18 protein-coding genes are annotated in these 23,830 nt (G+C 50.0%); 9 read left to right on the forward strand and 9 right to left on the reverse strand.

Annotated features, from left to right (window positions below):
- Positions 1 to 19: 19 nt before the first annotated feature.
- Together DN748_RS02935 and DN748_RS02940 are read right to left on the reverse strand one after the other, a co-directional pair.
- Entirely contained in the window at positions 20 to 1,276 is a 1,257-nt protein-coding gene (locus tag DN748_RS02935) for an RNA polymerase sigma factor (RefSeq protein WP_262511150.1), read from the reverse strand.
- Between the two features lie 3 nt (positions 1,277 to 1,279).
- Positions 1,280 to 1,624, reverse strand: a complete 345-nt coding sequence (locus tag DN748_RS02940; RefSeq protein ID WP_112370461.1) for a YciI family protein — start codon at positions 1,622 to 1,624, stop codon at positions 1,280 to 1,282.
- 334 nt (positions 1,625 to 1,958) lie between these two features.
- Here DN748_RS02940 and DN748_RS02945 point away from each other — a divergent pair, with 334 nt between their 5' ends.
- The 4 genes from DN748_RS02945 to DN748_RS02965 all read left to right on the forward strand — a co-directional run bounded on the left by DN748_RS02945 (position 1,959) and on the right by DN748_RS02965 (position 6,708).
- A complete protein-coding gene (locus tag DN748_RS02945) occupies positions 1,959 to 3,338 on the forward strand; it encodes a DUF1800 domain-containing protein (RefSeq protein ID WP_112370268.1) in 1,380 nt (459 codons plus the stop codon).
- A gap of 46 nt (positions 3,339 to 3,384) precedes the next feature.
- Positions 3,385 to 4,551: a DUF1501 domain-containing protein gene (locus DN748_RS02950; protein WP_112370269.1), complete on the forward strand. Its 1,167-nt coding sequence runs from the start codon at positions 3,385 to 3,387 to the stop codon at positions 4,549 to 4,551.
- Positions 4,552 to 4,784: 233 nt separating this feature from the next.
- Positions 4,785 to 6,032, forward strand: a complete 1,248-nt coding sequence (locus tag DN748_RS02960) for an acyloxyacyl hydrolase (protein ID WP_112370271.1) — start codon at positions 4,785 to 4,787, stop codon at positions 6,030 to 6,032.
- A 124-nt stretch (positions 6,033 to 6,156) separates the two neighbouring features.
- Positions 6,157 to 6,708: a DUF4251 domain-containing protein gene (locus tag DN748_RS02965; protein WP_112370462.1), complete on the forward strand. Its 552-nt coding sequence runs from the start codon at positions 6,157 to 6,159 to the stop codon at positions 6,706 to 6,708.
- Positions 6,709 to 6,731: 23 nt separating this feature from the next.
- Here DN748_RS02965 and DN748_RS02970 read toward each other — a convergent pair whose 3' ends face one another.
- Complete coding sequence (locus tag DN748_RS02970) at positions 6,732 to 8,531, reverse strand: hypothetical protein (protein ID WP_112370272.1); 1,800 nt, start codon at positions 8,529 to 8,531, stop codon at positions 6,732 to 6,734.
- 419 nt (positions 8,532 to 8,950) lie between these two features.
- Between DN748_RS02970 and uvrB the strand changes: the two genes are divergently transcribed.
- The 3 genes from uvrB to DN748_RS02985 all read left to right on the forward strand — a co-directional run bounded on the left by uvrB (position 8,951) and on the right by DN748_RS02985 (position 13,500).
- Positions 8,951 to 10,954, forward strand: a complete 2,004-nt coding sequence (gene uvrB, locus DN748_RS02975; RefSeq protein WP_112370273.1) for an excinuclease ABC subunit UvrB — start codon at positions 8,951 to 8,953, stop codon at positions 10,952 to 10,954.
- 144 nt (positions 10,955 to 11,098) lie between these two features.
- On the forward strand, positions 11,099 to 12,094 hold the full coding sequence (locus DN748_RS02980) for a formylglycine-generating enzyme family protein (RefSeq protein WP_112370274.1): 996 nt from the start codon (positions 11,099 to 11,101) through the stop codon (positions 12,092 to 12,094).
- A gap of 83 nt (positions 12,095 to 12,177) precedes the next feature.
- Positions 12,178 to 13,500 (forward strand): Gfo/Idh/MocA family protein, encoded by a 1,323-nt coding sequence (locus tag DN748_RS02985; RefSeq protein WP_236636766.1) that lies wholly within the window; start codon positions 12,178 to 12,180, stop codon positions 13,498 to 13,500.
- Positions 13,501 to 13,630: 130 nt separating this feature from the next.
- On the opposite strand, the gene DN748_RS02990 is transcribed toward DN748_RS02985, so the two are convergent.
- On the reverse strand, positions 13,631 to 14,146 hold the full coding sequence (locus DN748_RS02990; protein ID WP_112370464.1) for a thioredoxin family protein: 516 nt from the start codon (positions 14,144 to 14,146) through the stop codon (positions 13,631 to 13,633).
- Between the two features lie 207 nt (positions 14,147 to 14,353).
- Here DN748_RS02990 and DN748_RS02995 point away from each other — a divergent pair, with 207 nt between their 5' ends.
- Positions 14,354 to 15,547 (forward strand): class I SAM-dependent methyltransferase, encoded by a 1,194-nt coding sequence (locus DN748_RS02995; RefSeq protein ID WP_112370465.1) that lies wholly within the window; start codon positions 14,354 to 14,356, stop codon positions 15,545 to 15,547.
- A 9-nt stretch (positions 15,548 to 15,556) separates the two neighbouring features.
- A complete protein-coding gene (locus DN748_RS03000; RefSeq protein WP_112370275.1) occupies positions 15,557 to 16,234 on the forward strand; it encodes a 3'-5' exonuclease in 678 nt (225 codons plus the stop codon).
- A 38-nt stretch (positions 16,235 to 16,272) separates the two neighbouring features.
- On the opposite strand, the gene acs is transcribed toward DN748_RS03000, so the two are convergent.
- The 5 genes from acs to DN748_RS03025 all read right to left on the reverse strand — a co-directional run bounded on the left by acs (position 16,273) and on the right by DN748_RS03025 (position 23,648).
- Positions 16,273 to 18,177 (reverse strand): acetate--CoA ligase, encoded by a 1,905-nt coding sequence (gene acs, locus DN748_RS03005; protein ID WP_112370276.1) that lies wholly within the window; start codon positions 18,175 to 18,177, stop codon positions 16,273 to 16,275.
- 596 nt (positions 18,178 to 18,773) lie between these two features.
- Positions 18,774 to 20,459, reverse strand: a complete 1,686-nt coding sequence (locus tag DN748_RS03010; RefSeq protein WP_112370277.1) for a sodium:solute symporter family protein — start codon at positions 20,457 to 20,459, stop codon at positions 18,774 to 18,776.
- 10 nt (positions 20,460 to 20,469) lie between these two features.
- Complete coding sequence (locus DN748_RS03015; protein WP_112370278.1) at positions 20,470 to 20,730, reverse strand: DUF4212 domain-containing protein; 261 nt, start codon at positions 20,728 to 20,730, stop codon at positions 20,470 to 20,472.
- Between the two features lie 224 nt (positions 20,731 to 20,954).
- The gene (locus DN748_RS03020; RefSeq protein WP_112370279.1) at positions 20,955 to 21,491 is read right to left on the reverse strand and encodes a DUF4136 domain-containing protein; all 537 of its coding nucleotides are present in this window, start codon (positions 21,489 to 21,491) and stop codon (positions 20,955 to 20,957) included.
- A gap of 129 nt (positions 21,492 to 21,620) precedes the next feature.
- Positions 21,621 to 23,648: a urocanate hydratase gene (locus DN748_RS03025; protein WP_112370280.1), complete on the reverse strand. Its 2,028-nt coding sequence runs from the start codon at positions 23,646 to 23,648 to the stop codon at positions 21,621 to 21,623.
- Positions 23,649 to 23,830: the final 182 nt, after the last annotated feature.

Consider the following 23,830-nt stretch of genomic DNA (forward strand, 5'->3'; position numbering starts at 1 on the left):
TTACGGACTTGTGCAACGGTTACCGGTATTGCCCGTCGTCCTTTCTTTTCAGTCGTTCGATCTTCCGGTTCAGGGTTTGCTTTTCTGTTTCCGATGTCGTCAGTTTTACGGCTTGTTCGTAATATTCAATTGCTTTGGGAATATTCGATGGTGTATAAAGATAGCCCAATAATCCGTGATATTGATTGTGCTCCATAAGGTGTAACTGCTCCGCTTCAGAAATTGCCCTTTCCTGTCCGTAAACTTTTGAGAAGGCAAAAGTTCTGTTCAACGCAGTTATGGGCGAATATTCAATTAAAATCAGCTGGTTGTACAATTGCAGGATGTTCCTCCATTTATTTTTGTCATCTGTCGTATGCCAGTAAGCAATTCCCGCTTCCAAATGATATTTCGAGATCTCGTTTCCGTTTGTGGCATTTATCAAATAGTAGTTCCCTTTTTCGATCAGGGATTTGTCCCAGCGGTTCTGGTCCTGTTCGTCAAAAAGTACAGCTTCACCCTTTTCGTTGATTCTGGCCTCAATCCGTGAACTCTGAAAACACATCAACGCCAATAAAGCATTTGTTTGTGATGTATTTGTCAATGGATTTTCAGTCAATATCAAAATCAGCCTTACGGCTTCCGAGCAAAGTTCTTTTCGGATAAATTGATGGTTTGATTTTGAAAAATAGCCTTCGTTAAACAACAGGTACAATGTTTTTAAAACGGTATCCGATCGAGATCGGATCTCCGGCCCGGTCAATGTTTCGACCTGAAAATCATCATTGCGCAGATTATTTCTCGCCCTTTGCAGCCGTTTTTTTACAGTTTCGGTTTTTGTCAGGAACGCATTGGCAATTTCTTCCACGCTAAAACCACAAAGGATTTGAAGTGCCAGCGCAATCTGGCTTTCTGGATTATTGGCAGGATTGCAAACGGCAAAAATCATTGCCAGCTGACTGTCGGAAATAATTTCTTCATGAAATTCAAAATCGTTTTCCCATTTGTGGTTATCCGGTTTTAAACCATGTCTGATTTTGGTCTCAAAAACAGAAATATGTTTGAAATAATCCTTTGCCTTGTTCCTGGCAACAGTATAAAGCCAGGCAGCCGGGTTTTCGGGAATCCCGTTGATTGCCCAGTGTTCGGACGCTTTCAGAAAAGTGTCGCTGGCAATATCTTCGGCAATTTCAATATGCCTTAAACCAAAATGACGGCATAAAACAGCCGTCATTTTAGCATATTCCTGCCGGAACAAATGCGGTAAAAGTTCGTTATATGATCTTGTTTCTTTCAAATATCAATCCCGTTTTAAAACTTCGCGAACTTCTATATTTCCGCCAACCTGGCCGAAAATCGGATTGGCTTTTGCGATTTCCACCGCTTCATCAATGTTTTCGGCTTTAACAACGATATAACCGCTTATAAACTCCTTGATCTCGGTATAAGGCCCATCCGTTACCACATTGTTCGGTTTTACGGTTTTTGCACTTCCGGGAACTGGCAAAAGCGTGTTTCCCTTGTCCGCCAATTTGTTTTGTGCGGCAATGCTGCCTAACCAATTCATCCGTTCCTGCATTTGTTCGGGCGAGGGTTTGAAATCGGCAATGTCCCTTAGTCTGAAAATTAATGCGAATTCTTTCATTTTGATCATTTTTTAAAGTTCATCCTGATGACGACCGGATTTTTAATACGGGGACAATTCTTTTAATTTTTCTGTATTGTTTTTTCATATGGGGGGCAATTATAAATATACAAAATACTACAATCTATTCCCTGTTATTCCAAAACTTATACTCACCGTGATAATAACCGGTAGAGAACACTCTTCGGACGACCACTCGCAATTCCAGCACTTCCGACTCCGTACCTCATACCTGTCCTCCCAAACCGTGTTAACAAAATCAAAATCTCCGTTCGCCATACCGCAGAAAACATTTTTTTGGTTAAATTTAACCGGACATATTCCTCTATAAGCGATGCAATTAGAATATTTATGGGCGTTACGGTTAGGATTTAGCACCAGGGAGGCAGCGAAAATCAGGGAAAGGGGCATCAAAGGTTTTCTTCAGGATACCTATGATACACCCTATCCCGATACCCTACCCGGTTTTCTTGCGGACGAACCGAAGACCCTTGCGGAGCGCAGGGAATTCCAGAAACGGAACAAGGGGGCATCACAGGAAGAAAGACAAATGCTCCGGAAGAAGGAAAGAGAGGTTTTTTTTAAAATGAAGACCTGGTGGGTAGACCGGATGCGGAAAAGCGAATATCCCCTGCGGGAAAAAATGACCTGTTTCTGGCATAACCACTTTGTGGCCTCCTGGAGAAAAGTAAAGGAGAATTACTGGATATACGAACACAACCGTATCCTCCGGGAAAATGCCTTTGGCAATTACAGGGAGCTCACCAAACAGATCGTCCGTTCCAATGCCATGCTCAAATACCTCGACAACCACAACAACAAAAACGGGGCATTCAATGAAAACCTCAGCAGGGAGTTACTGGAACTCTTTACCCTCGGTATCGGCAATTACAGTGAGGAGGACATAAAAAACGGCGCCAGGGCACTTGCCGGCCTGGGGTTCGGAGACAACGGCAAGGGGGTCTACCGCAAAAAAACAGCGTACCACGAAACTGTGACCTATCTCGGTAAAACCGGAAGGTTCCGGGCGGATGATCTCGTGGATATTATTTTCGAGCAGGAAAACACGCCCTATTTTATCACCGAAAAAATACTGAAATGGTTTGTCTACGACGAGCCCGGGGAAGAACTGGTAAAACATTATGGCGATTACCTTAAAAGCGTGGACTTCGAGATCGCCCCCTTTTTCACCCGGATGATCTCCGAAGAATACGACAAGCCCAATGCGGGAAGAAAGATAAAAGATCCCCTGGTGTATATGCTGCAACTTACGGACGAACTGCATGCCGGGGCCATAGACAACCCCACCATAGCGGTTTTTCTCGCCAGGCAGGGCATGGACCTGTTCAACCAGCCCAATGTAAAGGGATGGGACGGGGGGGCCGCATGGCTTACTTCCCAGTTGTTCCTGCAGCGAAACAAGATGGCTGATGCCCTGAGTACGGGCAAATACTATGCCGCCAATCCCATTGCCCCCGGACGAAACGGGATGAAGCGCATCGACGTGGCACTGGACTGGGACCGGAAAGACAATAACAAACAGATCATAAAAGACCTCGCCGGCCGTACACTGTTCCAGGTAAACGATACCCTGGAAAACGATATGGAAACCATTCTGACCTATGATTTTGATCCGCAGAAAACCAATGCGGACAAAGCCGTACTCCGGCTTTTCCGTTATATTGCCAAAACCCCCGAATACCAGTTGATCTGAACCGGAAGGCTACCCGCACTTGTATCACGTTAAAAGGCTTATAAAGATGGACAGACGTAATTTCTTATCGGTAACAGGGACATTGACAGGAGGTGCACTTCTCCTGCCCGATTTCCTTTTTTCATACGGCAAACGGCCACAGCTGATTACCGGGGAGCAATCCGTTGTCTTTATTCAGCTCAACGGGGGGAATGACGGGCTGAATACCTACATCCCCATCGACGACCCCCTGTACCACGAAGCAAGACCGGCTATCGGCCTTTCCAGGGACAAGGTGATCGGGAAACACCGGGGCATGGCCTTTCATCCCGCACTGAAAGGGTTTGCCAAAATACAGCAACAAGGCGATCTGACCGTAATACAAAATGTAGGATATCCCCATCCCAACCGCTCGCATTTCAGGAGCAGGGAGATCTGGCAGACCGCCTCGCCGGCCGACAAATACCTCAACGAGGGATGGCTGGGAAGGTACCTGGACCTGCAGTGCCGGGACCACAATCCCACGGCGGGGATCAACCTTGATAATACCGATAACCTCGCACTGCTCGCCGGCGAACCCAACTTCATTACGGTAAAGAACCCGAACCAGTTCAAATATAAAAATACAGAAGCACGGCAAACACGGCTTTCCGAAACGCCACAACTGGATTTTGCCAGGAAAATCGCAAATTCGGTTACGGAAGGTTCGGAACAGATACAACAGGCCCTGAAAAGATCGGCGTCCCCGGGAGATTATCCCAAAACAGAACTCGGCAGGAACCTGCAATGGATAGCGCGTTTGATAAAAGGTAACCTCAACACCAAGGTTTACTACACTTCCATCAGTGGGTTCGACACCCATAATAACCAGTTAGGCCTGCATGCAAGGCAGCTTACCCAGGTCAATGATGCCGTGTACGGTTTTTACAAGGACCTGAAACATTCAAGCCTGCTGCAAAACACTACGGTAGTTATCTTTTCCGAATTCGGCAGAAGGGTACGGGACAACGGGAAAGGGACGGATCACGGTACCGCTGCCCCGATGTTTATCATAGGGGGCAATAACCGGGGAAAGGTAATAGGCGACAATCCGGACCTGGCCGACCTGGACAACGGCGACCTGAAACACAAAACGGATTTCCGCAGTGTATATGCTGCCCTGCTGCAACAGAAACTGGATTTTGATTACAGGCAGATAGGTATTGATAACAAACCGCTGACAGGAGTTTTTTAAGAACCTGAAAAATCCCTAACTTGTATATCCTCAAAAACAAAATGGACAGAACAAAGAAATTTACCACAGCAATACCCTGTCCGGGTACTGCAAGACATACTTACCAACAGCTAAACTCCCCCTCCGCTATCCGCATACCGGAAGGAAATACCCGGATCTCTTTCAGCACCCACATCAATTATCCGAAACAACGTTTACCCTTACGGGACCGTAACATAAGGCAGCGTTGACAAGTGAAGGTTTCTATCAGGCTTTTATTGTTTTCATGCCTTTACGCAATTGCCCTTCCCTTCGAAGCGTTGCCGCAGGACACCATTCAGACCGAGATCGTGCAAAAACTCAAAGGTCCCGGACGGTTTGTACACCATTTGGGTATAGAATTCCGGCCGGCCTATATATTACCTACAGCACCGTTTTACAGGGGGGAAAACCTTCGGCAAAAACCCATCCGAACGGCCTTGTCAGGACATCTGAAATACGCTTTCCGGTTTCCCGACGGTTCTTTGGGGGATAAAGTGTATCCGGATACCTATCAGGGAATAGGAATAGCTCACTATGGTTTCGACAACCCGGAAGAATTGGGGCGCCCCACAGCGATATATCTCTTTCAGCGTTCGGAAATTGCCCGGCTCGGGGACCGTATTGCACTGGATTACGAATGGAATTTCGGCATATCAACCGGGTGGAAACCACACCACTTCGAACGCAACCCCTACAATGTCGCTATCGGCTCCGGAACCAATGCCTATCTGAACGCGGGTATATATTTGCGGTGGGCCCTGACCCGGCATACAGACCTGGCCACAGGTATCGATTTTACTCATTTTTCCAATGGCAATACCACTTTTCCGAATGCAGGACTTAACATGGTTGGCCTGAAAATAGGTATGTTGTACGATTTCCGGAAACGGCAACCCGCTGCAGAACCGGCAGTGTCCATACCCGAATCGTTAATGAAACGGTATCCGCGGCATATCAGCTACGACCTGGTCCTTTTCGGCTCCTGGCGCAGAAAAGGGGTGGAGGTTTCGGGACAACCTGTTCCTTCACCACATCAATACCCCGTTCTGGGCCTGTATTTTGCCCCGATGTATAATTTAAGCCACCGGTTCCGTACAGGGCTTTCCCTCGATGCCGTATACGATGGCAGTGCGAATGTGTATACCCGGAACTATCACTCGGCCGCCGCGGGGCAAAAGTTTTTCAAGCCGTCTGCAGATCAACAACTCGCACTGGGCATGTCGGCAAGGGCCGAATATATCATGCCCATCTTTACCATCGGCATCGGGCTGGGGGGCAATGTGCTGCACAAGGGAGGGGATCTCCGGGGCACCTATCAGACATTTGCACTCAAGATAGCGACTACCAGAAATTCTTTCCTGCATATCGGTTATAACCTGAAAGATTTTCACGAACCCAATTACCTGATGCTGGGACTGGGGTACCGCTTTAACAACAAAGCACCGTCGTTGTTCCGCTGACTGCATACATGTAATCTTTGAACCATATTCAGGCATGCCCAAACTAAGAACTACCAACTAAGAACTAAGAACTAAGAACTAAAAATAATTCCCTAACTTGTATATCCTTAAAATCGCATTACAGATGAAGCGTTTTATTAGTTTTTCCGGAGTGTTACTGCTGTTGGGCATGGTAGTCCTGAGCAGTTGTGGCGGAGCCCGAAGTGCAGCTCCACAGGATATGGCCGCCCTGGACAGCCTTATACGGAGCAGGGAATTCAGGGTGGAAAGCGACTGGGCCAACCCCATGGTCACCACGGCAATGATGAGACTGGGCAACATCCTGGGACCCCAGAACAACATACAACGGGTAAACCTTATCGGTAATTCCAACTACCTTGAGATCAGGGGCGACTCGGTAAAAGCCGAACTCCCCTACTTCGGGGAAAGGCGAATGGGAGGAGGGTATGACCCCGACGGGAACGGGATCAAATTCGACCAGAAAGCTTCCGGAATGAATATAAAATATGTAGACTCCAAAAAACTGTACCGCATCACCTTCGAGGCCAGGCAGAGAAGTGAGTCCTATAATATCACCCTGGAAATATTTGCCAACAGAAAAACCAATATGATCGTCAACAGCACCCAGAGGGCCCCCATCGGTTTTGAAGGTACTGTTCGTCATATTGAAGAATAATCTCCTCCCCCCGGGCTCTCTTTTTATGATATTGCCTCCGTCCCGGACAGGTCCACAACCTGTCTCGCATTTTCCAGCCGGTCCAGGGCGTTCTGTTTCTCCTGCCCGGAAATATCCATACCGGAAAAAAGACGTTCGTAATACGCAATCCCCTCCAGGAGGTTTTTCCTGAAATTCTTTTGTTTTTTACGTATCGCCGGGGACGGTTGCGTACTTTCTTCCCCGGCCAGTTTCCCGTAAGCTTCCAGGTACAGTTCCAGTTCCTTGATAAACATGTTGGGCCGATGGCCGGCAGCCAGGAGGTTTTCCCTCCCGTAAATATGCCCTGTCATTTCCTGTAGGGTCGCCTGTTTATCAAAATAGGCGATATTCGGTCCGGGACAGATGGCTACGCCCTGGGCCTCCCCCTTCACCGGGAGGTCGTGTTCCAGGTAGGCGGCATTGGCCAGCCCCACACACAGGCAGGATTTTTCTGTGATCCGGTCCTTTTCCTCCTGGTACGCTTCCGGGGAAAATGTTTCCCTGTCCAGGGCTTTCAGCTGTGCCTCCTGGTATTTGCGCGATGCCATACAGATCTGCTTCTCCCCGTTAAAGGTGTGCAGGGCAAGGTACTTTTTAGGGCAGGAACTACCGGGCCTGTTCTTTGCGACCCGGGCATCCCGGAGTTGCTGGTTGGTGGTGTTCTTTACGGTATTGAACGAGACCCCCAGGGGAGATATTTCACTGAGATACAGGTCCTCTTCCCCGGCCCCCGCCAGGAGTTTCCGGGTTTCGGCATCTACCGCGGTAGCCTCTTTTACCAGCAGAAACGGCGATCCCCATCCGACACTGTCTACATGATAATGCTCCAGCAGGAACCGGTGTTCCCCTGCAGTCCCTACACCGCCCTGAACGGTAACCCTGAGTTCCGGCCGTACCCCCGGTACTGTTTTCCCCTTAGTCTGCAATGCCGTACACATTGTTTCGTATGACGCAGCGGCCAGTTCGTTTTTCTTTTGCCGGAACTCTTCCAGGATAGGCCCGAGAAGATACCCGTCGCTCGCAAAGGCATGCCCCCCGCAGTTAAGCCCGGATTCAATACGGAACTCCGACACCCACAGCCCTTTTTGTGCCAGAAAACGGCTTTGCACCTGGGCGGAACGGAAATCACTCACTTTCAGGACTATTTTCTTTTTCAGGGAACCGTTTACATCCGGAAAAAAATCTTCAAAATCCGCGATATAAGAATATAAACGCGGATTCATCCCCGCAGAAAGCACCAGGGAGGAGCTCAGGGTACTCCCGGCAAACCCCCGCAATGCAGCATGTGCATCATTAAACTCGACGGGAAGTACCTCCCCCCGGTCAAAATTCTCCTTGTCGACCTTGGTCATTATATTCACATCTATCGCACCGGGGCTCAGGGTACGGTCCAGGTATTCGAGCAGCTGGTCTTTCAATGCCACTCCTCCTTCTGCAAAATCCTGTAGCTTTCTTTTCAGCAAACTGCTGTCCGGAAGTAAACTGCAGAAGTACTCCCGTACCGGGGAGTTTCCCGCCAGCTCCTGTTTAAATGCCCTGAATTTCCGCTGCACGATCTGCTCTACGAGGTTCAGGTAATTGGTAATTCTCCGGGCCCTGTAATCCCGGATCTTCTTGGTCGTTTCCCGGTAAGGGAGATGAAATTTTCCGCTGTAAAAGGCATTCATACGTTCCAGAAGTTCGTCATCTACAATGGAGATCACCGAATCTATTCCATATTGTGCCACACGTACAGGAGTATCTACCGTAAATGCCAGCCCCATGACGGGAATATGAAAAGAGTGCAATGGTTGCTTACTCATAAGTATATCGCTTTTTAATAAGAATAAGCTACAAAGATGCACGAACCCTGTTCCTCCGGAAATGACATATATCATATCGCAGGACCTTTTGTCGTTATCAAAAGGATATTGGCGAAAAACACACGAATATTTTTTCCCCTACCGTTATTTTTTATTTTTCACATAATAAACAGGAAAGCCATACGTTATCTAAGCACTATAATTGTCAGGACACCCTGAATAAAAGTCCTGTTCAGTGCATTATATTTGATTTAGCCCCAAAAACTTCCGCTTCCGGTGGAAGTTTTTTTATCTCCATAAAAATTCTCCTTTTGTTTGTATCTTTACCTGTCGGAAGTTGCAGACTCCGTGCTCCGGCTTCGGACTTCGGTCCTCCGACAAAAAACCATATACTAAAAACTCAACCCAGTCATATCCCCATGAAATTCCAGGTAAAATCAGACTTTAAGCCTACGGGCGACCAGCCGGAAGCCATAAAACAGCTGGTATCGGGCATTACGGACGATGACAGGTACCAGACCCTGCTGGGGGTTACGGGTTCCGGAAAGACCTTTACCGTAGCCAATGTGATCCAGGAAGTACAGCGGCCTACCCTGGTACTGGCACATAACAAGACCCTGGCCGCACAGTTATATTCGGAATTCAAGCAGTTTTTCCCGGACAATGCGGTGGAATACTTTGTCTCCTATTACGACTATTATCAGCCGGAGGCTTATATTCCCGTAACGGGGACCTATATCGAAAAGGACCTCTCCATAAATGACGAGATCGAAAAACTCAGGCTCAGCACCACTTCTTCCCTGCTTTCGGGGCGACGGGACGTACTGGTGGTGGCCTCCGTATCCTGTCTCTACGGTATCGGTAACCCTACGGAATTCAAAAAGAACGTGATCCCTATCGAACGCGACCAGGTGATCTCCCGCACCAGCTTCCTGCATAAACTGGTACAGAGCCTTTATTCCAGGACCACCGGCGAATTCCTTCACGGAAATTTCAGGATCAAGGGGGATACGGTCGATGTCTTTCCGGGATATGCCGACAATGCCTATCGCATTCACTTTTTCGGCGATGAAATAGAAGAGATCGAGGCCTTTGACCCGGTGACCAACCAGGTGCTGGAAAAATACGAAAAACTCAATATCTACCCGGCCAATATATTTGTCACTTCTCCCGATGTACTCCAGAATGCCATAAAGCAGATACAGGACGACCTGGTAAAACAGGTAGCCTATTTCCGGGAAACGGGGAAGGCACTCGAGGCCAAAAGGCTGGAAGAACGCACCAGCTTCGACCTCGAAATGATCCGGGAACTCGGCTATTGTTCGGGCATTGAAAACTATTCGAGATACCTGGACGGCCGGGAAGCGGGTACACGCCCCTTCTGTCTCCTGGACTATTTCCCGGACGATTACCTCATGGTTATAGACGAAAGCCACGTGACCATACCCCAGGTACACGCCATGTACGGAGGCGACCGTTCGCGTAAGGAAAACCTGGTGGAATACGGATTCAGGCTTCCGGCAGCCATGGATAACAGGCCGCTGAAGTTCGAGGAATTCGAAGCATTGCAAAACCAGGTCATCTACGTCAGTGCCACCCCGGCAGATTACGAACTGCAGAAAAGTGACGGGGTATATGTGGAGCAGGTCATCCGCCCCACGGGATTACTGGACCCCCTGATAGAGATCAGGCCCAGCAAAAACCAGATCGACGACCTCGTGGAGGAGATCCAGGTCAGGGCTGAAAAGGACGAACGCGTACTGGTGACCACCCTGACCAAAAGAATGGCGGAGGAACTCACCAAATACCTCACCCGTATACGGATCCGCTGCCGTTATATCCACAGTGATGTGGATACCCTCGAAAGGGTGGAGATCATGCAGGACCTGCGAAAGGGCCTGTTCGATGTCCTGATCGGGGTCAACCTCCTCAGGGAAGGGCTGGACCTCCCCGAGGTATCACTCGTAGCCATACTCGATGCCGACAAGGAAGGGTTTCTCCGCAGTGCGAGATCGCTGACACAAACCGTGGGCCGGGCGGCGAGGAACCTCAACGGAAAGGCCATTATGTATGCAGACAAGATTACCGACAGCATGCAGCGCACCATCGATGAGACCAGTTATCGCAGGGACAAACAGACCGCATACAACAAGGAGAACAACATCACGCCACAGGCACTGAACAAGAAGATTGACAGCGGCCTCGGAAAAACAGCCAGGGCAGAAAGCTATTACAGTGCGTCTGCCACCCTCCCGATGGCGGCAGAACCCGCTGCCGCCTACCAGTCTAAAGAGAAAATGGAAAAGGCCATAAGGGAAAAACGCAGGGAAATGGAAAAAGCAGCAAAGGAACTCGACTTTATGCAGGCGGCGAGGCTCAGGGATGAGATCAAGATACTCCAGGAAAAGCTCAAAACAGCATAACCACGTTTTTTACAGGGTAATACAAACACGACAACTCTTAACAATCCCTGTTTTTTTGTTAAATATTGTTAATTCTTAAAAAAGCTAAAGATTATTACATAATATTCAGAAAATAACACAAATACCCAACCAATTAAAAACAGCATGTTAAAAACACGCAGCCGTATCCCCCTCCTTCCGGGAGGTGTCCTTACCGTTTTTTTTATCATAGGTTCCCTGAGTTTCAGCACGGGAGAAGACCCTTCTTTTGAAGCCTATCGCCAGCAGATCCCCGGAACATCGGTATCCTTCGGAATGGCTCCCGTTGCCGGGGGAAGTTTTACTATGGGAAGTGCGCAACGCGACGACGAGTCCCCGCAGCACCCTGTACATATTGACCCTTTCTGGATGGGCACCCACGAGATGACCTGGGATGTTTACGAAATGTTTCTCAACAAGGATTACGAAGCTTCGCTGAGCGGCGAGGCGGTCACCGAAGAAGTGGATGCCGTTTCACGTCCCACCACACCCTACCTCGACATGACTTTCGGCATGGGCAAGGAAAATATGCCCGCCATCGGCATGACCCAGTACAATGCCATTCAGTTCTGCAAATGGCTATATGCCAAAACAGGTATTTTCTACCGGCTCCCTACCGAGGCGGAATGGGAATACGCCTGCCGGGCGGGAAGTTCCGGCACCTATTTTTTCGGTGACAGTCCCGAAAAACTCGACAACTATGCCTGGTATGCCGGGAACAGTGAAGACAAAACACACCCGGTAGGTAAAAAACAACCCAACCCCTGGGGCCTGTACGACATCCTGGGCAATGTCATGGAATGGACGGCCGACCAGTATGTGGCCGATGCCTATACACAACGGGACAAGAAGAACAACAACAATCCGCTGGTAGAAGCTACCGAGCTGTACCCGAGATCCGTACGGGGTGGAAGCTATAAAAGCGAAGCCGGTGACCTCCGGTCGGCAAGGCGTTTTGCCTCTACGCCGGACTGGAAACAGATCGACCCGCAGATGCCGAAAAGCAACTGGTGGTTTCCCGAAGCCCCTTTCCTGGGGATCAGGGTGGTTCGCCCCCTGAACCCGCCTTCGGATGCGGAGATCACAGCGTATTACAACCAGGAACCCATAGAAGATTATTAGCGGGGGTGGGTTTATGTAAATGATGATACAACCTTAAGAAACAACTTAATCGTATACCAATACTTAACTTAAATTTATTTAGTGTGAAACAGTATGATTCCAATACCCGGAGAGATTTTATGAAAAACGCAGCCCTGGCCACTGCCGGGGCAACAGTACTGAGCTCCTTTTCCATACCCGGGGCCTATGCTGCGGGAAGCGATGTGATAAAAATAGCCCTGGTAGGCTGCGGAGGCCGCGGTACGGGGGCTGCTTTCCAGGCTTTTGCCACAGGTCACAACCTTAAACTTGTCGCCATGGCCGATGCCTTTAAAGACCAGCTGGAAGACAGCTACTCCAAACTGTTTAAAAAATTCGGAAAAGAAAAGGTAGATGTTCCGGAAGAGCGAAAATTTGTCGGATTCGATGCGTACAAAGAAGCCATAAAGGAGGCCGATGTCGTGATCCTTGCCACGCCTCCCGGATTCCGTCCCGATCATTTTGAAGAAGCCGTCAGACAGGACAAGCAGGTCTTTATGGAAAAACCGGTGGCCACGGATGCTCCCGGTATCAGAAAAGTGCTTGCCGTAGCCGAAGAAGCCAGGGCAAAAAAACTGAATGTCGTAGTGGGGTTACAGCGAAGATACCAGGACAATTACATAGAGACGGTAGGAAGGATAAAAGATGGTGCCATCGGGGAGATCGTAAGCGGACAGGTATTCTGGAACGGCGGCGGCGTATGGGTAAGGGAACGCCAGCCCGGTCAGACCGAAATGGAATACCAGATGCGTAACTGGTATTACTTCAACTGGCTGTGTGGCGATCATATCGTGGAACAGCACGTACACAATATCGACGTGGCCAACTGGATCAAGGGCAGCTACCCGGTAAAAGCCGAAGGGACCGGCGGACGCCTTATCCGGACCGGGAAGGACAACGGGGAGATCTATGACCACCATGTCGTACTGTTTACCTATGACGACGGCACTGTGATCCACAGTGAATGCCGCCATTTTCCCGGCGTACACAACCGCGTGGACGAAGCCTTCCGCGGCACTGCGGGAAGTGCTTTCATGCATGCAGGAAACCACGGGGTGATCTGGGATGCCAAAGGCAATGAACTGTACAATCACAACGGGGAGAACAATCCCAATCCCTACCAGAAAGAACACGATGAACTCTTCGCGGCCATCGTAAAAGGGGAATACAAGTTTGCCGATGCCGAAAACGCTGCCAAAAGCACCATGACGGCCATCATGGGACGATATGCCACCTATTCGGGGAAGATTATCAGCTGGGAAGAAGCGCTGAACTCACCGATCAGCCTGAAACCCGATACCCTGGACTGGGATGCCATGCCAAAAGTGCTTCCGGGAGAGGACGGCTACTATCCGCATGCCGTTCCCGGAAAGACAAAGGTGGTCTGAGATATCTGAAAAAATGGGCGGTTATATTAGGTTATTGGGTTATTAAGTCTATCTGTGTTACCTTAATAACTCAATAACCTAATAACTTAATAACTATAACCCCAATACACTTCAGCATACGGCAATTCAATCATTTCACCGCCGCATTATAATCGTCCCAGGAAGTGTCTTCATAGATATTCTCTCCCACATACCGGGCCACTTTCATAAACCGCTCCGCATCGTGGTATCCCGGAACGGGAAAGAGCAATTGCTGCCGTTCATTGAGGAACACCCCGGTGGGATAACTGAGACGGTTGTTGAGCAGGGCGGCAGCCAGTTCGTGATATCCCCTGCGGCCCGCAGGGACAAATTTGAAGGTCCGCCCGTTATATGTTATCTCCTCCTTGCCCTCCCCGTCGAGCTTTACCATATAAAACTTGTCCTTCACGTATTCTGCCACTTCTTTATCCGAAAATGTATCCTTATCCATTTTTTTGCACCACCCACACCAGTCGGTATACACATCGACAAAGATCTTCCTGGGAGTTTCATCCGTTTGCTGCCTTGCTATGGCTTCCTCCCAGCTGAGCCATTCCACAGCCGTATTTTCCTGATCCTGTGCAACGGCAGCCAGAAGCCCCATGCACAAAAACAGTATCCACATAAGTAAATATTTTATCCAGGTCATTTTTACAGATTTAGGATATAAAAATAATAAAAACTTATCCATCCGCCCGAAGTCCGAAGCGCAAAAAAATCGCTAATTTTACTCCGCCCGTGTTCCGCAGCTGCCTGCGCGGTACGTATCAAATACCGTGCGTTGCCATTCCAGGGAGAACATACCGGGAGCCGGAATACAAAAAACAGGATATTGAACAGCAAGATCACACAGCCGGACGTACAACATTTCATCTTCGGGAATACCGATACCGATCTCCCTTCCCTTTCCCTGAAAAAGAGCCCTTTCGGGGAGATCTCCATGCCCGAGATCATGCAACAGCTGGAATCCCGGAAAAAGGCACAGAAGAAACTTCCCTCCTGGTATGGCAGCATGGGCATCTACTACCCGCCCAGACTGTCTATGGAGCAGTCTTCCTCAGAAAAAACGGCCATGTACAAGGCCGGACTGGCCGATGGAAAAACACTGATCGACCTGACAGGCGGACTGGGAGTGGACTGCTATTACTTCTCGCGGAAATTTGAAAGCGTTACCCATTGTGAGATGAACAGGGAACTGTCTGCCATTGCCACCCACAATTTCGGTATCCTCGGGGCAGACAACATCCTTACGGTCGAAGGCAATGGCGTGGACTACCTGCTCCGGGAAGGACACCGGTATGACTGGATCTATGCCGACCCTTCCCGGAGACACGATCACAAAGGCAAGGTATTCATGCTCGGCGACTGTACTCCCGATATCCCTTCCCTGCTGCCGCAACTGTTCGCCCATACCGGTAATATCCTGGTCAAAACATCGCCCCTGCTCGATATCAGCAGCGGGCTCCGGGAGCTTCCGGGTACCCGTGAGATACACATTGTAGCCGTAAATAACGAGGTCAGGGAACTGCTGTGGGTCCTGAAAAAGGATTTTAACGGGCCCTGTCATATACATACCATCAACTACAGCACAAACGGGGAACAACGATTCGGTTTTGACCGGGAGCGCGAAAACATCCTTGCCGAAAGCCACAACCTCCCTCAAACATTCCTGTACGAACCCAATGCAGCCATCATGAAATCGGGAGGGTTCCGGTCGCTTTCCGCAAAAACCGGTTTTTCCAGCCTGCACCGGCACTCACACCTCTATACCTCCGGACAGCATATCCCCGATTTTCCCGGAAGGGCTTTTCGCATCAGGGAGATCATCCCGTACAAGGACAAAAAGCTGCTCAGGACTGCATGGAAAGATAAAAAGGCCCATATCACCACACGGAATTTTCCCGAAAGTGTGGAACAGTTACGCAAAAAGTTCTGCATCAGGGACGGGGGAACAAGTTTTATTTTCTTTACCATAGACAGGAACAACGAAAAGACAGTCCTGGTCTGTGACAAATTATACTCCTAAAAAAAGCATATGTTCGGCCTGTTCAAAAAAAAGAAAAAAGAAACACTTCCGGAATACTGGAACGCCTACGAACAGCTTTTCAGGGAAAAAACCACTCCCTATATAGCTGACACCCGTTTTGTGATACTCGACACCGAAACCACAGGGCTCCATTACAGGTCCGACCGCATCCTGAGCATCGGGGCCATAACCGTACTCGACAACTCCATCTCCGTATCCGATATTTTCGAGGTGTATGTAAAGCAGGAAACCTTCAACCCGGAAACCGTAAAGATACACGGGTTGTTGCGCGAGGAAAAACAGGCAAACCGCATCTCCGAAGAAGAAGCCGTTCGCCTTTTTTTACAATATGCGGGAAATGCCGTACTGGTTGCACACCACGCCCGGTTCGACCTGACCATGCTCAACAATGCACTCAAACGCCTCGGGCTGCCCAAACTGAAAAACAGGGTACTCGACACTTCCACCCTGTACAACAGGGCAAGGATCATGTCGAACCTGATTGACAGAAACAAGAACCATTCCCTGGACGAACTGGCCGAAACGCTGAACGTTGCCAGGAACGACCGGCATACCGCTGCCGGGGATGCCTATATCACCGCCCTGGTATTTCTTAAAATACTCGCAAGGCTCAAACAGAAGGGTACGGTCAGGACCCGTGACCTGTTCAGTCCGGAATCCCGGTGATCACGGGCAAGGGCAATACGGTTATCATACCCGTTGTTTTACACCGCGCTGTCGATGATCTCCGAAACCACTTCCGGGTTCAGCAAGGTAGAAGTATCCCCGAGGTTACTGGTATCTCCCGATGCGATCTTGCGGAGGATACGTCTCATGATCTTGCCGCTTCTCGTTTTGGGGAGACCATTGACAAACTGTATCTTGTCCAGTTTGGCAATAGGGCCGATATGCTCTGAAATATGCTGGTTGATCTCCCGGGTAAGGTTTTCCCTGTTTCTCGTTTCACCGGTCTCTTTCAGCATGATGTATCCGCACAGTGCATTTCCCTTCACTTCATGAGGAAAACCTACAATGGCAGATTCCGCGACTGCCGGATGTTCGTTGATCGCATCTTCTATAGGGGCCGTACCCAGGTTGTGCCCGGACACAATGACCACATCGTCTACGCGCCCGGTAATCCGGTAGTACCCTACTTCATCTCTCAGGGCCCCGTCGCCGCTGAAATATTTTCCCGGAAAGGCGGAAAAATAAGTTTCCTTATACCTGCGGTGGTCGCCCCAGATCGTCCTGGCCATACCCGGCCACGGAAACTTGATGCAGAGACTTCCCACCACCTGGTTATTTTCGATCTCATTCCGTTTCTCGTCCATCAGAACGGGCTGGACACCGGGCAACGGAAGGGTGGCATAGGTAGGTTTGGTAGGAGTGGCAAATGCTACCGGGGAGATCATGAGCCCTCCTGTTTCCGTCTGCCACCAGGTGTCGACAACCGGGCATTTCTTATTACCTACATGGTCATTATACCAGTGCCAGGCTTCTTCGTTGATCGGCTCTCCGACAGATCCGAGCACCTTGAGGGACGAAAGGTCATACCTGGTCACCCAGTCGGTACTCTCTTTCGCCAATGCCCTGATGGCCGTCGGGGCCGTATAAAACTGGGTCACCTTATGTTTGTCCACAACCTCCCAGAACCTTCCGAAATCAGGATATGAAGGCACTCCTTCAAACATCACGGTAGTTGCCCCGTTGGCCAGGGGACCGTACAGAATATAGGAATGGCCCGTAACCCATCCGATATCGGCGGTGCACCAGAAGACATCTTTCTCCTCGTACTGAAATACATTTTTAAAGGTATAGGCTGTGTATATCATATATCCGGCGGTAGTGTGCAACATCCCTTTCGGCCTTCCCGTAGACCCTGACGTATAGAGAATGAACAAGGGGTCCTCGGCATCCATAACCTCTGCTATCGACTCTCCCGAAGCCTCTTCGAGAAGCGGCTGCAACCATATGTCCCGGCCTTTTTTCATGTCGATACCGGCTCCCGTACGCTTTACGACCAGTACGCTTTCCATTTCGGGGCAGTCCTCCAGGGCTTCGTCTACAATACTCTTGAGATCGATGGTCTTGTTGCCCCTGAACCCTCCGTCGGAGGTAATCAGCACTTTGGAACCGCAGTCCCGTACCCGGGTGGAAAGTGCTGTCGAGGAAAACCCGGCAAACACCACGGAATGTATAGCCCCGATACGCGCACAGGCCAGTACAGCCACCGCCAGCTCGGGGATCATGGGCAGGTAGATACATACGCGATCACCCTTTTTCACGCCCTGGTCGCGCAATACGTTAGCCATTTTACAGACCCTGACGTAGAGTTCGTTATAAGAGATATGCTGCGCTTCCTCCTTAGGATCGTTAGGTTCGAAAATGATGGCGGTTTTGTCTCCGCGTTTGGCCAGGTGCCGGTCTATACAGTTTTTGGTAATGTTGAGCTTGCCGTTTACAAACCACTTTACCTCCGCATCTTCAAGACGGTGCTCCAGCACCTTGTCCCATTTCTTATACCATACAAAATCTTCGGCGATCTTGGACCAGAACTTCCGCGGCTCCCTTACCGACTTTTTATATACCTTGAAATATTGCTCCAGACTCTTGATTTCGTAAGCACCCATAATTTTTTTCCTTTCTTTAATAGTTGTATGTTAGCAGTAATTATTTTCAACAAAAAAACACAGTAATATCCGAAAACAATATCCGCTTTTTACAGGATATTAAAGCTTTTTCAGAAATTTAATGTGTCGTTCGCTGTAAGATATACCAAATATATAATTAAAATCCTCTTTTTCCCTATTTTTTAAAACCAAATCTTATTGCGGTTATCCCGGATCAAAGAATCTTCAACAGCATAACGGCTAAAAAAAGATTTAACTGCGTTGAGCCCTTCGGGGTTCTCCTACCGTACCCACGACGTATCTATGGTAAGTTGCTCCATTTTAAAAACTCCCCTCTTCAGATGAAGAGGGGTGGGCAGCTATGCTGGCCGGGGAGTTTTGACCGGCCTGAACTTTAGCGTATATTCCCAAAGGTTTGGGATTATCCTTATGATCCGGGCTTTCAAAACCCTCCGTCTCATCAAAGATGAGCCACCTCCCTTCGTCTGAAGGGAGGAGTTATGTGTAGGTTTATCACATTTGATAAATGAAGACTAAAACGTTATCTTCATTGATGCGCTTGCTTAAACGTTAGGTCTCTGAATGACAAAGCCCTGTCATTCAGAACGTATTACTCCCGGGACACGTATGTTTTCGACGATCTCCTGTACGTTCTCCGGCGGGGCCGGGGTAAAACGGCTGACCAGGAGGGCCACGGCAAAATTGACCAGCATGGCCACCATGCCGAAACCTTCCGGAGATATGCCAAACCACCAGTCTGCCTCCGTTCCGCCTCCGAAGAGATCGAACTTGAACTTCATCATGTAAAACAGCATCAGCAATATCCCGGTCACCATACCACTGACAGCCCCTTCCTTGTTCATCCGCTTGTAGAAGATACCGAGTATGATAGCCGGAAAAAACGATGCAGCCGCCAGTCCGAAAGCGAGGGCAACCACGGCAGCGACAAATCCCGGCGGATTTATTCCGAAATACGCCGCAATGATCACGGCGCAGGCGGCACTGCCCCGGGCCACCCACAACTCGTTCTTTTCAGACATCCCGGGTTTGAGCTGCTTCTTGACAAGATCATGGGCTACCGACGTGGAAATGACCAGGAGTAAGCCCGCCGCCGTAGAAAGCGCCGCGGCCAGCCCTCCCGCTGCAACAAGGGCAACGACCCAATTGGGAAGCCTTGCTATTTCGGGATTGGCCAGGACCATGATATCGTTGTCAATATCCAGCTCGTTGTGTTCCTTATCCGCTATATACTGTATATGCCCGTCGCCGTTCTTATCCGTAAAATTCAATAGTCCCGTGGTTTCCCAGTTGGTAAACCACTCCGGCATTTCCGAATAGGGCCTGCCGCTTACCGTCTCTATCAGGTTGGTCCGCGCGAAGGCCGATACCGCAGGAGCCGTAGAATAGAGGATAACGATAAACAACAAGGCCAGGCCGGCCGATTTCCGGGCATCCCTGACCCTGGGCACGGTAAAAAACCGCACTATGACATGCGGCAGGCCGGCTGTCCCTACCATCAGGGCCACCGTAATGGCAAATACATCTATCATGCTCTTGCTCCCTTCCGTATACCTGGCAAAACCGAGCTCTTCCGAAAGCCCGTTCAGCTTATCGAGCAGGTATACCCCCGATCCGTCCGAAAGCGTACTTCCCATGCCCAGCTGGGGCACCGGGTTTCCTGTCATCTGGATCGAAATAAAGATAGCCGGCACCATAAATGCGAAGATCAGCACACAGTACTGCGCCACCTGGGTATAGGTAATCCCTTTCATGCCTCCAAGAACGGCATAAAAAAGAACGATCACCATGCCTATAACCACCCCCGTATTGATATCGACTTCCAGAAAACGTGAAAATACCACCCCCACTCCGCGCATCTGCCCGGCTACATAAGTAAAGGATACTATAAGTGCACATAAAACCGCCACGATACGCGCCGTACCCGAATAATAGCGGTCGCCGATAAAATCAGGCACCGTAAATTTTCCGAACTTGCGAAGGTACGGTGCCAGGAGCAGGGCCAGCAGCACATATCCTCCCGTCCAGCCCATAAGGTAAACAGCCCCGTCGTATCCCATAAAGGAAATAATGCCTGCCATGGAAATAAAAGAAGCGGCAGACATCCAGTCGGCCGCGGTAGCCATCCCGTTCGCCAGGGGAGAAACCCCGCCGCCCGCAACATAGAATTCTTTGGTAGACCCTGCACGCGACCATATTGCAATGCCGATATAGAGTGCAAACGATACCGCTACGAAAATATAAGTCCAGACCTGTACGCTCATCGAGGAAAAACTACTCATCATAACCGTATTTCCTGTCCAGCCCGTTCATCAGGCGGACATATACAAAAATGAGCACTACGAAGACATACATCGACCCCTGCTGGGCAAACCAGAAGCCCAGTTCAAAGCCGCCTATCCGGATGGTATCGAGTACATCCCTGAACAATATTCCCGCCCCGTAAGAAACCAGGAACCAAATGAGAAGAAGGACCAGAAGATATTGTACGTTTTCCTTCCAGTACGCTTTTGATTTTCGTTTTGAAGTCATCATATTTAGTTTTCACCGATAAATATAATATTTTAACCCAAAAACACCTATATTATCAGTAAAAACCACCCAAAAACAACAAAACTGCAACAGAGGATTAAAATAACCAACAATTACGGGAGCCATCACCCTTTCCACAATCCCTTCTTCAGCCCATTCCCGATTTGACTCATTGACACATTATCTCATTGGCATATTGGCACATTATCTCATTGACACATTACCTCTTACCGCTGCGTCACATCCATGCCCGGAGGGTATTTCTCCAGAATGCTGTTTACAAATTCACGGATGCGTTCGTCCTTCTTATCCATTCTCGAAGTGAGGTAGCCCGTTCCTTTTCCCTGCCATACCAGTTCGTTGCGGCCGGCATCGATAAAATCTATAAAGAGGGAGCCCTCCGTTGAAGTGGATACATTCGGGTAGGCCATGCCCCACCAGTATGGGTTCCAGCCCCAGCCCCAGCCGTAATTGTTATAGACATCGACCCGTTCTTTTTCGGTAGTAAATATACTGACCAGCATATCCGGGTTATCGGATTTGGTAAGTCCTTTGGCTGTCAGTCCTGCCTCGATGGCCCTCAGTATCCGTTTCTTGTCCAGGTCGGAGATCTCCGCCTTATCGATGCCAGGCTTAAAAAAGGCGAAAGTCCTGTACTGTGCAAAATTTACCTGTCTGTCATAATCTGCTGCCACCCTTACCGAGGCACAGGATCCGGCAACAAGGGCCAGGATCATTAAGGGTAATAATCGTATTGGTTTCATTTGGCTTGTTTTTTAATTGAACTGTATATACGCGATAATCCGTTATCCGGATCAAAAAATCCATCCATCTCAGGCAACTATCTAAAATACAAATTTCAGGCCGTTTTCCCATCAAACAGCTTGTTAAAACTACAGCCCTTCCAGCAGGTCGTCGTCTACCCCGTAGGGAAGGGTGACCTTCAGCAGGGGTTCCGCATCCATGGCCCTTTTAGCTGCAAACACGGCCTCCTCATTTCTCGCCCAGCTTCTCCGGGCTATACCGTTATTCACATCCCAGAACAGCATGGAACGAAGCCTGCGGCCGGCCTCTTCAGTACCATCAAGAACCATGCCGAAGCCCCCGTTTATCACTTCACCCCATCCTACACCTCCACCGTTGTGGATACTCACCCAGGTAGCACCCCGGAAACTGTCGCCGATCACGTTGTGAATGGCCATATCGGCCGTAAAACGCGAACCGTCGTATATATTGGAGGTCTCCCGGTACGGCGAATCGGTCCCCGACACATCGTGATGATCGCGTCCCAGGACTACCGGCCCTATCTCCCCGCGGGCTATGGCATCGTTAAAAGCCTTTGCTATCCCTATACGCCCATCGGCATCGGCATACAGTATACGCGCCTGCGATCCCACCACGAGTTTATTGGCCCGGGCTCCCTGTATCCACCGGATATTGTCGGCCATCTGTTGCCGGATCTCCCCGGGCGATTCCCTTCTCAGTGCCTCGAGAACTTCACAGGCCAGGGCATCGGTACGGGCGAGGTCCTCCTCCTTTCCGCTGGTACATACCCAGCGGAAAGGCCCGAAACCGTAGTCGAAGCACATGGGCCCCATAATATCCTGCACATAGGAAGGATAACGGAATTCCCTTTCTTCCGGACCGGCCTCCCTGCCACCGGGCGCCCATACGTCGGCCCCCGCTCTCGACGCTTCGAGAAGAAAAGCATTGCCGTAATCAAAGAAATAGGTACCTCCTGCGGTATGACGGTTAACCGCCTCTGCATGCCTTCGCAGGCTTTCCCGCACCTTTTCCCTAAACGCCTCCGGGTCACCGGCCATCATGCGGTTGGCTTCCTCAAAACCCATACCTGCCGGGTAGTATCCTCCCGCCCACGGGTTATGGAGGGAGGTCTGGTCCGATCCGAGGTCGATACGGATCCCCTCCCGGTCAAAATGCTCCCATACATCGACCACATTCCCCTGGTAGGCTATGGAAACCACTTCTTTCCCTGCAACAGCCTTCCTTACGCGTACTGCCAGTATCTCAAGGTCGTCGGTCACCTCATCCACCCATCCCTGGGAATGACGTGTATGTACCGCCTTGGGGTTTACTTCCGCACAAACCGTAACACAGCCCGCAATGCTGCCCGCCTTCGGCTGGGCCCCGCTCATTCCTCCCAGCCCGGAAGTGACGAACAATGCCCCCGTGCCCTCCTCTTCACGGCCGGACGGCTGTTTTCCTATCTTCCTCAGGGCATTCATCACGGTGATGGTAGTTCCGTGCACAATGCCCTGGGGTCCGATGTACATATAGCTGCCGGCCGTCATCTGTCCGTACTGGGTAACGCCCAGCGCATTGAAACGCTCCCAGTCGTCGGGAGCGGAGTAATTGGGGATCATCATCCCGTTGGTCACTACCACCCTCGGAGCTTCCTTATGAGATGGAAACAGGCCCATCGGGTGCCCGGAATACATGACCAGGGTCTGTTCATCGGTCATTTCAGCCAGGTATTTCATGGTGAGGCGGTACTGGGCCCAGTTCTGGAATACCGCGCCATTGCCCCCGTAGGTGATCAGTTCATGAGGGTGCTGGGCCACTGCCGGGTCCAGGTTGTTCTGGATCATCAGCATAATGGCCGCCGCCTGCCTGCAACGTGCAGGGTATTCCCCTATCGGGCGGGCGTACATCGGGTAATCCGGTCTCAGGCGATACATATAGATACGGCCGTATGTTTCGAGTTCCCGCGAAAACTCAGGTAATAGTACGGCGTGGTGTTCGGGTTCGAAATAGCGAAGTGCATTGCGCAGGGCCAGTTTCTTTTCCTTGGCAGTGAGAATATCTTTTCGCCCGGGCGCATGGTTTACGGTATGGTCATAAGGTTTTACCGAAGGTAATTTTTTCGGGATACCCTCCAGAAGCGCTTCTTGAAATGTCATAGTGTAAAAATATTGTGCAATTGCCGGACGGAATCTCATCCTCCCCCGACGGTAACTGCAATTTCCGGAATAATAAAAGAGCTGCAAAATGCGGCCACGGTGACCGCTTACGGGCCAAAAAGCTACGGATACCTGATATCTGCCCTGTGATGGGTACAGGCAATCCTGATCCTGTATCGGAA

This window comes from Sinomicrobium soli, from assembly GCF_003285545.1.
In the GTDB taxonomy this organism is placed as follows: Bacteria; Bacteroidota; Bacteroidia; order Flavobacteriales; family Flavobacteriaceae; genus Sinomicrobium.